Origin of the sequence: Domibacillus epiphyticus (genome assembly GCF_001975785.1) — a bacterium.
Taxonomy (GTDB): Bacteria; Bacillota; Bacilli; order Bacillales; family Domibacillaceae; genus Domibacillus; species Domibacillus epiphyticus.
In genome coordinates this window covers 98,373-112,589 of sequence record NZ_MSFI01000020.1, presented here as the reverse complement: position 1 = coordinate 112,589, position 14,217 = coordinate 98,373, and the positions used below count along the sequence as shown (strand labels likewise).

Genomic DNA, 14,217 nt, shown 5'->3' with positions numbered 1-14,217 from the left:
TAGTCGGTTCTTTTGAAATAAAGGTTCAATATACATGTTGTCTTCAAATAGTTTCACATTTTCTCCACATAATACCCTTTCATATTGTAACCTAAACTGCACCATTTTTCCATAGGAACAAAGTGCACAAACTTGTTCTTGCGGTCATTGTTGAGATCAGGAATATTCTGTTATGATAAAGAAAAGCATCAACTGGACGGAGATGAATCTGTTTTGGACTTATTAATGATTGTATTGCCGGCTTTTTTAATTTTTCTGACCGGCTACGTGGGACAAAAGTGCATCGGATTTGACATTAAATCTATTTCAATGGCCGCACTCTATTTAATGTCGCCCTTCCTTGCATTTCGTACCTTTTATGTAAATGCTTTAACGATGGAATATGTTTATATCATTGTTTTTTGCCTTATTTTATCTCTTTTATTAATTATTGTCGTGCTACTTACAGGTTTTCTAATGAGAGCGACTCGGCAAAAAATGGCTGCTATGATTCTGGGCGGTGTGTTTATGAATAGCGGAAACTACGGAGCACCGGTTGTATTATTCGCGTTCGGTGCCGTCGGGTTTGATTATGCGGTTATTATTATGGTCTTTCAGGCATTTTTAATGAACACAATTGGTTTATTTGCTGCTTCGTTTGGAGGAGAAGAAGAAACGACATTGAAGCAGTCCCTTCACCGCGTTGTGCGGATGCCCGTTATTCATGGAGCTATTCTTGGAGTAGCCTTGCAGCTTATCAATGTACATATTCCTTCAACAATCATGGATGCAATCAGCCTTGTTGCTGATGCCTCTATACCGACCGTCATGCTAGTGCTAGGCATGCAGCTTGCTGTCATTGCAACGAAGCGTGTGGCATACCGATTTGTTAATTCGGTCACCGTTATCCGGATGGTCGTATCCCCGCTTCTTGCAGTCGTCATTGTGTCATTTATGCCGATTAATGACTTGCTGAAAGAGGTCATGATTTTGCTGGCGGCAATGCCGGCGGCTGCGAACACGACCATGTTCGCAATCCAATTCGGCACGGAACCGGACCTTGTTTCGTTTACGACGCTCCTTACAACCTTGCTGAGTATTATTACTCTTCCTCTTGTTCTCTTTTTTCTAGGCGTGTAGCAACGGGGACCCCACTAGGATATAGACGCTTCTGCGTTTTAGCATAATTTTTATAAAATACATAGCTTCAATATGGCATATTGCCAGTAGTGACGGAAACGAGCTGTGACTACACTCTTTAAACAGCGGTTCTCACTACCGTTTTTAATATCGTTGCAGCTTTCTTTCCCACAGTACATTCACCCAAATACCCACTTAACAGGAAATCAAATGCATAAAATATTATTTGTTCCCCTTTCCATTAATAGGCCCTTTTCCTTAAAATTGATTTAATTCACAAAATTTATTCAATATCGATTATAATGAAAAAATAACATAAAAAGGAACGTGAAAACATGCTCAAATGGCAGAAAGTTGGAGTGTTCGGAATAACGGGCATTCTCGTATTAACTGCTGTCATGATCGGTGTTACGGTCATTTTGCTGTTCCTATCGTTTCCCAACGAAACGCGGCATACGCCGCTTCCGGATCTGCCCGTTCCAGAAACTGCGGCGGAACAAAAGACAAAGGAAACAGCTGGGAATGCACCCAATCTTCCAGAAGGTACACTAACAGGCGCCCTTTTTAACCGGATTAAAAAAGGAATAAGCTACAACGAAGCAAAAACGATTATCGGCACAGAAGGAATACTCGACACAGAAACGAATAGTCCTTCGAACGGCTATACATACGAAGCATACTCATTTCAGGAAACGGCCGATTCTAGCACACGTCTCTCATTAACATTTATAAACGGCTCCCTTGATAACAAATCCATTTACTACGCACGTAACGGTTCTTCTTCCGTGACGATAACAGCTGCAAAATTTGAAAAAATTCAAGTCGGCATGACATATAAGGAAGTACAAAGACTTGTTGGCGGAACTGGCAGCGTGGGCAGTGAAAGTGGCTTTAATAGCCATGAAAATCATTATTTGAGTATTATTTACGATGGGGTTGCCCCACACTCGTATGCCAGTCTTATCTTCTCTAATGGCACCGTCAGCAGTAAAACTGAATATGGATTAAAATAATTTTTTTATCGATGGGCGCATTCGTAATTGTAATGTATTTTCTTTTATGGTCGTCAAAAAACCGCCTATATTCTGGGCGGTTTTTTGACGTAATTTTACACGGAGAACAGAATGTCGCCGGATTATGAGTTTTTCACCATACTTAATCGCCGCTTTCATGACCTGTACAATCATCGTCAACACACCATTCCGTTTTCTCAGCTGTCACCTGCTCCTCCGCTTCCACTTTCTGGAGCACCTGCAGGAATGACTCTTCAGACTGAGCCCCCGATACTGCATACTTCTCATTAAACACGAAAAACGGTACACCCTGCACACCAACCGCTGCTGCTTCCGCCTGATCCTCTCGCACTCGATCACGATAGCGGCCGCTTTTTAGAACGTTCAGCGCCTCTTCTTTCTGAAGTCCAGCTTCTTCAGCTAATTGAGCTAATGTTTCAACGTCCGCTATATGTTTTGACTCTGTGAAGTATGCTTTCAACACACGTTCCGTGAACTCCGCCATCTTCCCCTGCTCTTTCGCAAAATGAGACAGGCGATGCGCATCATGCGTATTCGCCGGGATTAGTGTATCCATTTGATAATCAAGTCCGGTTTCTTTCGCTTGAGCCGTCATTTTATTGTTCATCGCTTTCGCCTGTTCTCGCGTCATTCCATACTTCTCAGCCAGCAAGTCATGAATGTCTTGATCCGCTTTTTTCGGCGCATTTGCATCAAGTTCAAAACTACGAAACTCGATATCCACCTTCCCGTCAAACAAACGAACGGCCTTTTCAAACCGACGCTTTCCAATATAGCAAAACGGACATGCAAAATCCGACCAAATTTCCACTTTCATTTTTGTCCACTCCTTTTCCTTAGAGTAGGGCACAAATACATGAAGTGCAACTCATCTGCCCGGATCAGTTTCTGAAAGACATGCTTCCTCCTAGAACAGCTCGTACCTGTAATGAATGGACAAATTCCGTCTTACTTTGTTCAATAACACATTCCAGTCCATCTTTCCTCTGATATAATCAATCAAAAAGGAGTTTTACATGAACAATATAACCTCGATCCACACTCGGGAGCTGGATTCCATTCGCCATCAGTTTTCCGATTATTTCGAAGAGCATTCGGATGAAACGGAACTTGATCGCCTGTATCACAAGTGGATTCCGCTTCTCAGCACATATGTGACGCACGACTCAATTGAAACGGCGATTGATGATTGGTACGCGCTTATCGAACACTCGAATATATGGTCCCTTTACATGGAAGAAACACAGGTGAAATCAACACGCCCAACTGTCATTAACACACTTGAAGCATGGAAACAGCCAATTATTTTTGCCGGCAAAAAACAGGTTGACGGCACATATAAAAATTGGTCCGATGACCGTAGATGGACCCTTTTGAATGCTGCAACGGATCACTTTATCGGCATCGCGCTGCCTTTTCCTGATAAAACTCAAGCAGTTCTTCAGCATTATTTTGAAGCGACGGACGACTTTTTCAATATACTCGCGGATGATTATGAGAACAGCCCTCATCCGACAAGGGAACTGTTCTTAAAGCACTCCTATTTAACATGCCTGGCACATCTCAGTAATTAGCGCTTACTTCCTAGACTGCTGTTCTGCGTTTAAAAGCCCTCCCAGTAAAATGACAACAGCCGTTAAGTAAAACCAGAGAACGAGCACGATAATGCCTGACAGCTGACCATATAATTTCGTATAACTAAAGGTGGCTGCATAGTTGCCGAACAAAAGCGAGGCAATTTGCCAGCCGAATGCGACGAAAATGGCTCCGGGCATAACATAGCGAAATGTGTGCCGCTCGTTCGGGACGATCTTGTAAAAAGCTATGAAAAATACGATTAAAAATAATGTGCCGATCCCCCATTTGGCAATAGGCCAGATGGACAACCAGCCGGACCATCCTTCCATCTTATTAGAATGTGCGGCAAGCCTATGTAAAACACGTTCAGCGAGAGGAATGACAATTGATAAAGGTACCAAAATCATAAAAATAATCGTCACTCCAAAGTCACGGAGCAGCCCTTTCCAGAAAGACAAGTTCCGTTTGATTCCACTAGCATCATTAAGTGATCGTCCGAGCGACTGCACTGCCATAGATGACAGCCAGAAAGTCAAGATGAAGCTAAGTGACAGCAACTGTCCTTTCCCTGTAGACAGTACTGTGGTTACATTCTCTTCAATGATTGTGAACGATTCGCCAGGCGCATACGGTTTCATGAATGAAAGTACAGCTTTCTGATCAATCGGGAAAAAGCTTATGAATGACAGCATAAATATGATAAAAGGGATCGCGGATAAAAGCATATAATATGCAGTCTGGGCAGCCTGATCATAAAAGCGCTCACCGAAAAAGCGGCTGAGAATTCGCTTCATAACAATCATTGTCTTCACCTCATTTATCTTTTATTAACCAAATTTATATAAGAATATACTGACGTTCAGGCAGAATTTTTTCCCATAAAAGAAAAGGCTGCCGTAAGCCCACGGCAGCCTTTCTAGTTATTATGCCCAAATATCACCTGTTGCACCTTGTGAAATAAACCCTGCATTTGCTTCATCTGTGTCGATGTGCATTTCGAGTGCATAGCTATCAGATACGCGGATGACGACATTGCGGAATGACACTGGACGTTCGCCGCCCATTTCAACCGTAACGATTTGACCGTTTTCAACATTGTATTTTTTCGCGTCTTCTGTCGTCATGTGGACATGAGCTTTTGCAATGATCAGCCCTTCTGACAATTCAACGGAACCGGCTGGGCCTGTAATTGTTACAGCTTCCGAACCTTTAATATCACCTGATTCACGGAGCGGCGGTTTTGCACCGATTTTCATTGCGTCTGTCCAGCTAACTTCTACTTGTGTTGCAGGACGGCACGGGCCAAGTACGCGCACGCGTGCAATCTCGCTTTTCTTTCCGGCAATCGTAACGGTTTCTTCAGCCGCAAACTGCCCTGGCTGTGACAAGTCGGCCCGCTTCGTCAATTGGTGGCCTTTTCCGAATAAAGTTTCAAGATGTTCCTGTGACAAATGTACATGGCGCGCTGAAACGGCCACCGGAATTGTTCCATGGTTTGTTAATGACATCTATCTTCCAGCCTTTCTGCTTATCATTAATTTGTTCATGCCTATTTTACATGATTTGACCGGAAAAATACGAGGAACATGCTTTTTATTGTTCTGCTTTTTGATCTTTCTCCATTAAAACTATTTCTAAGCCGGCCTCCGTTGAATATTCTTCCACTTCATGAAAGCCGAATTTCGTGTACAGTTTACGCGCTGCTTGATTTTGGGCACCTGTCGTTACTTTTACGATCCTCCCCTGTGCTTCCTCTTCCAAAAAATATGCGATCATTTCAGAGGCAATGCCTTCGTGAAATTGGCCGGGATGCACGACAAGCCGGTGTATAAACGCCGCGCCATCTTCTTCTTTATACGATAAAAAACCGGCTAGTTCGCCGTCTGATAAAAAACCGAAGAACGTTTCACCGCTTTCCATAATCGTTTGGACTGTATCATGTAAATGAGGGATGCCATCAAATCCAATCCATGACGCTTCCACTTGATAACCCGGGATTTGCAGCGCCAAAATTTCCGCTGCCACCACTTCTTCTTTATGATTTAGCCGTTCAATCATACGAGGTAACCCCTTTCAAAAATCTTCGTACAACGATTATACCTGTTTCGTTCAAAAATTTCAGAGTATAGTGTGCAAAAATTCAAAATTCACTATAAATTTGTGTTATCATATCGGAATGGAGGTGAAACTAATTGAATTTACTTATTAGCATAAGTCGGTTTGCCGGCAAAACATTTGCCATATGGGTTCTTGTTTTCGCCGCTTTCGCGTTTTTCTTCCCCGCACAATTTACTTGGATTGCGCCATACATTTCAATATTACTTGGCATTATTATGTTCGGAATGGGGATGACGCTGTCGGTTGAAGATTTCAAAGAGGTTGGCCGGCATCCGAAAAAAGTGTTAATTGGTGTACTTGCGCAGTTTATTGTTATGCCGTCTCTTGCTTTTGCTCTCGCAAAAGGATTGCGTTTAGAGCCCGAAATTGCAATCGGTGTTATATTAGTCGGCTGCTGTCCCGGTGGAACAGCTTCTAACGTCATGACGTTTTTAGCAAAAGGAAATACCGCATTGTCTGTCGCAATTACGTCGGTTTCCACATTGCTTGCACCCGTTTTAACACCAGCACTTATTTATTTACTGGCTAGCGAGTGGCTTGAAGTTTCTGCTTCAGCGATGTTCATGTCTGTCGTCAAAATCGTTCTTTTGCCAATTATTCTTGGTCTCATTGTTCAAATGTTCTTTAGAGAACAGGTGAAAAAGAGCACAGAAGTCATGCCGCTTATTTCTGTTATTGCAATTGTAGCGATCGTGGCGGCTGTTGTATCCGGCAGCAAAGACAAAATTGTTGAATCAGGTCTTCTTATTTTCGGCGTTGTTATTTTACATAATGGTCTCGGGTATTTGTTTGGCTATTTAGCAGGGAAATTGTTCAAAATGCCGTATGAAGATAAGAAAGCGCTGGCGATTGAAGTCGGCATGCAAAACTCTGGACTCGGTGCGGCTCTTGCTGCTGCTCACTTCAGCCCGCTCGCCGCGGTGCCAAGTGCTATTTTCAGCTTCTGGCACAACATCTCAGGTCCGCTGCTCGCCACGTACTGGGCACGAAAAGCAGAAAGAAAAGGATAATGTTTTAAAAAAGGATGCCTCAAAATAATTTTGAGGCATCCCTTTCATTCTGTATTTTTCTATCTTTTTTGTTGTTGATAAAGAATCAAAAACCCTTTTCTTTGAATAAGAGCTGCAGAAGATTCCAATACATGACCCGTCCAAAGATCTTTCATGCTCCTGAAATTTGGCGGCAATTCCACTTCAACTGCTTGTTCTGCTGGATTGAGAATAATAAGCAGCTTTTCCGTTTTATTTTTCCTTGTGTAGCTCAAGACTTCAGGATGAAGAGGAAGAAAAGCGAAATCCCCTTCATTGCGAAAAGCACGAATTTTCTTCCGCATGGCAATTAACTTTTTTACAAAGTGAAACAACTCTCTGTCCTGCTCGTCCTCGTTCCATACCATACACTTCCGGCAGTCCGGATCTGCTCCTCCTGTCATGCCGATTTCATCGCCATAATAGATGCATGGCGTTCCTATGAAAGAGAGATGGAACACAAATAGCAACTTCAAGCGGTCCTTATCCTCATTTGCAACGGTCAAAATTCTCGGCGTATCATGGCTGCCCAGCAAGTTAAAAGCAGCCTCGTTGACCGATAAATGGTACGAGTGCAGATGGTGTACAACGTCATTCATAAATTGACCCACGGTTAATGTTCCCTTGGCGAAAAAATCTACCACACTATCAGCCAACCGGTAATTCATGACCGAATCAAATTGGTCCCCCTGAAGCCACGCCATTGAGTCGTGCCATATTTCACCCAGGATAAACACATCAGGCTTTACTGATTTTACCGTGCGCCGGAACTCACGCCAGAAATCATGGCTTACTTCGTTCGCAACGTCAAGACGCCATGCATCAATATCGAATTCTTTTATCCAATACACAGCGGTTTGAAGCAGGTACTTTCTCACTTCCGGATTTTCCGTATTAAGCTTGGGCATCGTTTCTTCAAATCCAAATGCATCGTAATGTATAACAGATCCTTCTTGCAGGGGAAACCGATGAATATGAAACCAGTCTTTATACGGCGATTTTTCCTTGTTTTTCAACACATCCTGAAAAGGTGCAAAACAGCGGCCGCAATGGTTAAAGACCGCATCCAGCATCACTTTTATCCCTCTTCTGTGACATTCGCGAATGAGCTTTTTTAGTAATGGTTTGTCTCCAAACTGTGGGTCAATGGCCAAATAATTGGTTGTATCGTATTTATGATTGCTTTCCGCCTGAAAAATTGGTGTGAAATAAATCCCATTCACGCCTAATTCCTGAAGATAATCCAACCGTTTTAAAACTCCTTCAAAGTCACCGCCAAAGTAGCTGTTTCTTTCTGGAGGATCCCCCCAAGGTTTTGACCCTTTTGGATTTAAACTTGTTTCCCCGTCTTCAAACCGTTCCGGAAAAATTTGATACCAGACGGTGTCTTTCACCCAGTCTGGTGCTTTAAATACATCAACCGCATGTAAAAATGGAAAGGCGAAATAAACACCGCTGTATTCTGGAGCTTCCCGATAAAACCCTCTTTCTGTATAGAAAACAGATTCCTTTCCATCCGTACATTTAAAACCGTATCGGAGGCGGCGAAAGAAAGGTTTTACAGCCGCAAACCAATAATCAAACAGTTCATCGGAGCCGGAACGTTTCATTTCTTTCCGTTCAAACTGCCAGGAACCGTCTTTTACTATGTAGGGATCCCCATATAATAAATCAACTTGTTCAAGATCATTTTTTTTCGATTTCATTAAAATGTGAACAGTTTCTTCATCATAAGCATAAGCAAAATTATGTTTGGCCCGGTGATAGATCGCTTCTTTCAGCATAGTATCCCCCACATTTATCAACATGTTTTACAGCTTATTTTCACCATAATTTGATACAAATTATCAAGGTAGTTATTTCCTTATCTATAAAGCAAGTCATCTTTTTAGCACTCGCTATTAAAAGACGGAAATTTTGAGGATAAAAAAACTGCCCGGCAGATACCTGAGCAGTTTCGTCATTATATTCCGTTTTTCTCGATGTCTTCGTACTGTTTGACGATTTCTTTAAACAATGGCTGGTCTTCTTGAAGCTGTGTAAATATCGTGATTGCAGCCGAAAGACCCTTTTGATGGATTGTCTCCTGTACTTCCACTGATTCCGGATCCTGTGGGTAATCGTACAGAAGTGCTGCTGCGATGCTTTTTGCTAAATAAACTGGTGTCTTGCCAAGCAGTTCTGCGTATTGAACGGCAGGGCTGACGAGACGGTCTTTTGCTCCAAGTTTTCGGATTGGAGAACGACCGACACGTGTTACTTCATCTGATATAAAAGGATTGGCAAACCGGCCGATAATTTTCTTAATATACGCGTCATGAGCTGCTGAATCAAAACCATATTTCTTCACTAAAAACTGGCCTGTTTCTTTCAGCGTTTCAGATAACAGGTGTTGAATTTTGTCTGATTCAAGAGCTTCATTGATTGTTTCAGCACCCGACTGCTTGCCAAAGTACGCTGCGACCGCATGACCCGTATTTACTGTAAATAGTTTCCGTTCAATATACGGCGTTAAGTCGCTCACCCATGTAATTCCTTCAACAGGCGGCTTTTCACCGGCAATTTTTGTTTCGTCAACTGCCCACTCATAAAATGGTTCTACAGTGACCATCAATTTATCTTCATTTGATTGATTCGGTACGATCCGATCGACTGCCGCGTCGGGAAAACCAACGCGTTCGTCAAATGCCTTCTGTTCTTCTTCCGTCACTTTTTCATAAACCTTTTCTTTCAAAAGTGTGCTGCCGCCGACCATGTTTTCACAGGCAATCACATTCACTGGCGATGTGCGTTTTTTTAACCCTTCTGCAATAAGCCCTGAAATAAGCGGCAAGATATTTGGTCCAACTGCTGCCGTTACAAGATCAGCCTTCGCAATTGCGTCAATCACTTTGTCAGCATCAGCCGCGCTGTTAATTGCCCGCACATTTTTCACGAGAAGTTCTTCATGCGATTGATCCGCCAGCACGACCCGGTACTCACCTTTTTCATTGATCAAATCAACAAGCTCATTGTTCACATCCACAAAGCACGTTTCAAAACCGGACTGATACAGAAGACTTCCGATAAATCCGCGGCCAATATTTCCGGCTCCAAAATGAACAGCCAACATATTAGTTCACCTCGTCAAACATCGCTAAAATTTCCTCTTTCGAAGACGCATTCACAATTTTCATCACATTCTCTTCCTCAGAGCAAACAATCGCAATTTGTGACAAAATCTCAAGGTGTTCATCACCTTTACCCGCAATCCCGATCAATAGTTTTACAACGTTTCCATCAAAATCAACACCATCCGGCACTTGAATAATCGATAGACCCGACTCTTTCACCGCTGATTTCCCGTCTTCTGTCCCATGCGGAATAGCCACATAATTCCCCATATAAGTAGTTGTTAGTTCTTCACGCTCAAGCATTTTTTCAATGTACGATGGCTCCACGTATCCTCTATCTACAAGCACCTGGCCCGTTGCTCGGATCGCTTCTTCTTTCGTTGCCGCCACTTTATTTAACACGATATTTTCAGCTGATAAAATTGACATTATTCAACACTCCTCAATTCATTTATTTTTTCATTCAAAAACAGTTCAAATTTTGATGCCATCCATTCTTTTATTTCCTTTTCCTGTCCTGATTGAAACAAGGCTATGCTGTCGTCACTTTCAATCGTCATCGCACTTACGTAACTTAACACCTCAAGCCCTTCTGTATGATAAGGATCAGGCGACAGCAACATCAATATAACGTCCACTTTCATGTCGGCCTCATCCATACCACTCAAGACAACCGGTTCATCCATCCTATGAATCGTCACAGATGGCTTCAAAACATCGGAATGGCGCGTATGAAAAAATGCGATTTTTGTTCCAGGAATCCCAATGCCCCCAAGTTTTTCCCGTTCAAGCAGTGCATCCACAACCGCGTCAACTGACCGAAGTGTAGTGAGTTGTCCGCAAGCCTTTTTGAGAACTTGTTCTGCCTGATGTTTTCCAGCTGCTGTTACTGAAAACTGAGAGAGCAGATCCATGATCCCGCCTGTATAATGATGAATACTTTTGACGGATTGCTCAATTTGCGAAGCGGATCGGGTCTTGGTGATTATCTTTTCCGGCTTCTTTTTTGATAAAATCGCAGCACGTCTTTTTATGAAGGAACGGACTTTTGTCAGTTCATCTTTCGTCAGCATCGGACTGACCACGATATGCTCATAAGGAAAATCCGGAAGGTGAATCGTTGAAATCACTAAGTCATCTTCATCAATCTCTGTATTGTTTAATTCAAATAACGAAATATTTTTCAACCCGGTCAATTCCGGAATTTCCTGCTTCAGCCTTGAAGCAAGCATTTTTGATGTACCAATTCCGGTTGAACAGATAATATACGCTTTTAAAGGTCCAGATACCTGCGCACCGGGCAAAGCCGACCCGAAATGCATGACGAGATAGCCAATTTCCTCATCCGGGACTGTTACGTTTGGAAAGACGTGCTGCACACCTTCTTTCACGACATTAAACAAATAACTGTAATCTTCTTTAATGCGTCCAATAAGGGGATTTGAGATTCCCATTTTCTGATGAATACGGTACATCGCTGGTTTCAAATGAACTACAAGTCCTTCAAAAAGTGACTGATTATTTATCAAATCGGCCGACAGCTTTTTTTCAATAAACTGGATGAGGCTTTTTGCTTTTACCGCCACTTGAAAACTTGATTCTTCGAGTACGTATTCTTTATCGTGACGCAGTTTTGCCCCTTGTAAATGCATCGTAATATAACCAATTTCCGCTTCTGGAATGTCCATTTGAAAAAAAGCCTTCAGCTTCTCGGTCATTTCAGAAGCAATTTCATATTCAGGAGCTGCCTGCAGGTGCTGCAAGTAGGCATGTTCCATTTGAATATTTCCGCCCCGTTCAATTCGCTCGATCGCAAGGGCTAAATGGACAACTAGTCCAATATGAGCGCTATCCGCGATCGCGTATGGCAAACCGGCATTAATATCCTTCACCACTTGCTCAACAACAAGTAATTTTTTCTTTTCAACGAGACCAAGCAGCCGCTCTGAAATGGACTCTGTCGCATGAATAGATTTTTTTTGAATGCTTTCTTTCACAATTGCTAAAAAATCCACTTCATTGACATGTTCGGCAATAATGCTGCTCATAGCCCTTCGTTTTGCGGTTTCAGTGCCTTTCAGTTCAACGCCATATCCACGTTTCCGAACTAACTTCAGCTGAAATGGCTCAATTCGGCTTTCGAGTTTCGTTAAGTCGCTGCTGACTGTGGCAATTGTTACATGTAAATCATTAGCAAGTCCTATCAGTTTTACAGGCTCAACTGACTCAAGCAATGCGCATAGAATCATTGTTTGGCGCTCGTCCGGCGTGTATTCACTGTAGGAAAGATGTGAAATGGCGAGCTTCAGCTCATCCATTTTTTCTTTCTTCCCCACAATTTGGATGCCGACACCTGATTTCTTAACCAATTGCAAACCATTCGTTTCAAGCGTCTTTTCAATTCCTTTTAAATCGCGGTGAACCGTTCGAACGCTGACATCAATGTCATCTGCAAGCTCCTTCACCGTCATTTCTTCATTTCGATCAAGCAAGAGATCGAGAATCAGCCTTTCACGTGCAGAAACATACATGCCCAGAACCCCCTTTTCCAGGAATAAACTGTGACAACTTTTTACAATACGTCTCTTCTTCTACATCATAAACCTGTCAAACTACCGCTTCAACTAAAGAAAAAAATCATTTCGTCAAATAACTTGTTGCCATAATTAAAGTGAGAAAAACACTTTGGCATGACTTTTCATTTGATCACCATATTAATAAAATGATCCCGCCGTTACGAAACGGCGGGATCGTCCATATTATTATTTCTTTAACTGCTCCATTAATTCATCATACCTTGGGCTGTTTAAGAAGTTTTCAACCGAAATATGATGTGCGTTTGGCAGTTTTTCTTTCGCACGATCGGTTAGATCTTTATGGGTAATGACCACATCGGCATCATCAGGCAGATTGCTGATGGATGTATTGGATACATGAACATCAATCTCCGCTTTTTTCACTTTGTTTTTCAAAATGGATGCGCCCATTGCACTTGAGCCCATTCCTGCATCACAGGCAAAAATGATTTTTTGAACATTTCCAAGTGCAGCTGTGTTTTCTGCTGGCTGATCTTCTTTTTTCACAAGAGAAGAAGCGTGGCTTTCTTTTCCTTTAAGAGCAGATGTTTGTTCTGCCGCTTTTGCTAGATCCTGCTCATCTGTATCTTTTGAACCTTTCAAAATCACAGCTGAGATCAAGAATGATACAATTGCTGCTGCAAGTACACCCGCAAGGACGCCAATGTGATTTCCTGGCGGAGACATGATCATCAAGGCAAAGATACTGCCTGGTGATGGCGCCGCTGAAAGTCCTGCATTAAACAACAAGAATGTGAATATGCCTGTTGCACCGCCCGCAATTGCTGCAATTAAAAGCAGTGGCTTCATTAAAATGTAAGGGAAGTAAATTTCGTGAATTCCGCCGAGGAAGTGAATGATCACTGCACCAGGTGCGGACTGTTTCGCCATTCCTTTTCCAAAGAACATGTACGCAAGCAAGATACCAAGACCCGGTCCCGGGTTTGACTCAAGAAGGAAAAGAATAGATTTTCCCGCACTTGCTGCCTCTTCAATTCCAATCGGGCTTAAAATTCCGTGGTTAATCGCGTTGTTCAAGAACAGCACTTTCGCCGGCTCAATAAAAATGCTTGCCAGTGGAAGCAAATTCGCATCGACAATAACTTGAACACCTGCTGCCAATGTTTTGTTGAGCGTGAGAACAACCGGTCCGATTGCTTTATACGCAATCAGCGTTAAAATACCACCGATGATGCCGGCTGAAAAGTTGTTGACAAGCATTTCAAAGCCGGATTTCACTTTTCCGTCTATCATCTGGTCAAACTTTTTAATCGCATAACCACCGAGAGGACCCATGATCATAGCGCCGAGGAACATCGGAATGTCTGAACCGACAATTACCCCCATTGTTGCTGTCGCACCAACGACACCGCCTCGAAGATCATATACTATACGTCCACCTGTAAAACCAATTAAGATTGGCAGCAAGAATGTAATCATTGGTCCAACAAGTTTTGCTAAATCCTCGTTCGGAAACCATCCTGTTGGAATAAATAAAGCAGTAATAAGACCCCAGGCAATGAATGCGCCTATATTCGGCATAATCATACCGCTTAAATGACTGCCGAAACGCTGTATTTTTACACGCACATCCGCTTTTGGCTGCGTTTGATTGTTCATCTGTAAAACCCCTTTCTCGTTATTTCAGTAT

General features: G+C 42.6%; 13 protein-coding genes. 4 read left to right on the top strand and 9 right to left on the bottom strand.

Annotated features, from left to right (window positions below; genetic code table 11):
- Positions 1 to 213: 213 nt before the first annotated feature.
- Both BTO28_RS12350 and BTO28_RS16825 read left to right on the top strand, forming a co-directional pair.
- A complete protein-coding gene (locus BTO28_RS12350; RefSeq protein ID WP_076766699.1) occupies positions 214 to 1,119 on the top strand; it encodes an AEC family transporter in 906 nt (301 codons plus the stop codon).
- Between the two features lie 335 nt (positions 1,120 to 1,454).
- Positions 1,455 to 2,132, top strand: coding sequence for a hypothetical protein (locus BTO28_RS16825; RefSeq protein WP_083711553.1), 678 nt, complete (start codon positions 1,455 to 1,457; stop codon positions 2,130 to 2,132).
- Positions 2,133 to 2,274: 142 nt separating this feature from the next.
- Here BTO28_RS16825 and BTO28_RS12335 read toward each other — a convergent pair whose 3' ends face one another.
- Complete coding sequence (locus BTO28_RS12335; RefSeq protein ID WP_076766695.1) at positions 2,275 to 2,970, bottom strand: DsbA family oxidoreductase; 696 nt, start codon at positions 2,968 to 2,970, stop codon at positions 2,275 to 2,277.
- A 199-nt stretch (positions 2,971 to 3,169) separates the two neighbouring features.
- Between BTO28_RS12335 and BTO28_RS12330 the strand changes: the two genes are divergently transcribed.
- Positions 3,170 to 3,727: a hypothetical protein gene (locus BTO28_RS12330; RefSeq protein ID WP_076766693.1), complete on the top strand. Its 558-nt coding sequence runs from the start codon at positions 3,170 to 3,172 to the stop codon at positions 3,725 to 3,727.
- 3 nt (positions 3,728 to 3,730) lie between these two features.
- Here BTO28_RS12330 and BTO28_RS12325 read toward each other — a convergent pair whose 3' ends face one another.
- From BTO28_RS12325 to BTO28_RS12315, 3 genes are all read right to left on the bottom strand, one after another.
- Positions 3,731 to 4,534, bottom strand: a complete 804-nt coding sequence (locus BTO28_RS12325) for a YihY/virulence factor BrkB family protein (RefSeq protein ID WP_076766691.1) — start codon at positions 4,532 to 4,534, stop codon at positions 3,731 to 3,733.
- A 120-nt stretch (positions 4,535 to 4,654) separates the two neighbouring features.
- A complete protein-coding gene (pduL, locus tag BTO28_RS12320; RefSeq protein ID WP_076766689.1) occupies positions 4,655 to 5,239 on the bottom strand; it encodes a phosphate propanoyltransferase in 585 nt (194 codons plus the stop codon).
- An 85-nt stretch (positions 5,240 to 5,324) separates the two neighbouring features.
- Positions 5,325 to 5,789, bottom strand: a complete 465-nt coding sequence (locus BTO28_RS12315; protein ID WP_076766686.1) for a GNAT family N-acetyltransferase — start codon at positions 5,787 to 5,789, stop codon at positions 5,325 to 5,327.
- A gap of 134 nt (positions 5,790 to 5,923) precedes the next feature.
- Here BTO28_RS12315 and BTO28_RS12310 point away from each other — a divergent pair, with 134 nt between their 5' ends.
- Positions 5,924 to 6,859 carry a bile acid:sodium symporter family protein gene (locus BTO28_RS12310; RefSeq protein WP_076766684.1) on the top strand — a complete coding sequence of 312 codons (936 nt, stop codon included), beginning with the start codon at positions 5,924 to 5,926 and terminating at the stop codon, positions 6,857 to 6,859.
- A 59-nt stretch (positions 6,860 to 6,918) separates the two neighbouring features.
- Here BTO28_RS12310 and BTO28_RS12305 read toward each other — a convergent pair whose 3' ends face one another.
- The 5 genes from BTO28_RS12305 to BTO28_RS12285 all read right to left on the bottom strand — a co-directional run bounded on the left by BTO28_RS12305 (position 6,919) and on the right by BTO28_RS12285 (position 14,186).
- On the bottom strand, positions 6,919 to 8,661 hold the full coding sequence (locus tag BTO28_RS12305) for an alpha-glycosidase (RefSeq protein ID WP_076766683.1): 1,743 nt from the start codon (positions 8,659 to 8,661) through the stop codon (positions 6,919 to 6,921).
- Positions 8,662 to 8,840: 179 nt separating this feature from the next.
- Positions 8,841 to 9,989, bottom strand: coding sequence for a mannitol-1-phosphate 5-dehydrogenase (locus tag BTO28_RS12300; protein ID WP_076766680.1), 1,149 nt, complete (start codon positions 9,987 to 9,989; stop codon positions 8,841 to 8,843).
- 1 nt (position 9,990) lies between these two features.
- On the bottom strand, positions 9,991 to 10,419 hold the full coding sequence (locus BTO28_RS12295; RefSeq protein WP_076766678.1) for a PTS sugar transporter subunit IIA: 429 nt from the start codon (positions 10,417 to 10,419) through the stop codon (positions 9,991 to 9,993).
- Positions 10,419 to 12,521, bottom strand: coding sequence for a BglG family transcription antiterminator (locus tag BTO28_RS12290; protein WP_076766677.1), 2,103 nt, complete (start codon positions 12,519 to 12,521; stop codon positions 10,419 to 10,421). Before BTO28_RS12290 ends, BTO28_RS12295 begins: the two co-directional genes overlap by 1 nt.
- Positions 12,522 to 12,752: 231 nt before the next feature.
- A complete protein-coding gene (locus tag BTO28_RS12285; protein ID WP_076766675.1) occupies positions 12,753 to 14,186 on the bottom strand; it encodes a PTS mannitol transporter subunit IICB in 1,434 nt (477 codons plus the stop codon).
- Positions 14,187 to 14,217 lie beyond the last annotated feature (31 nt).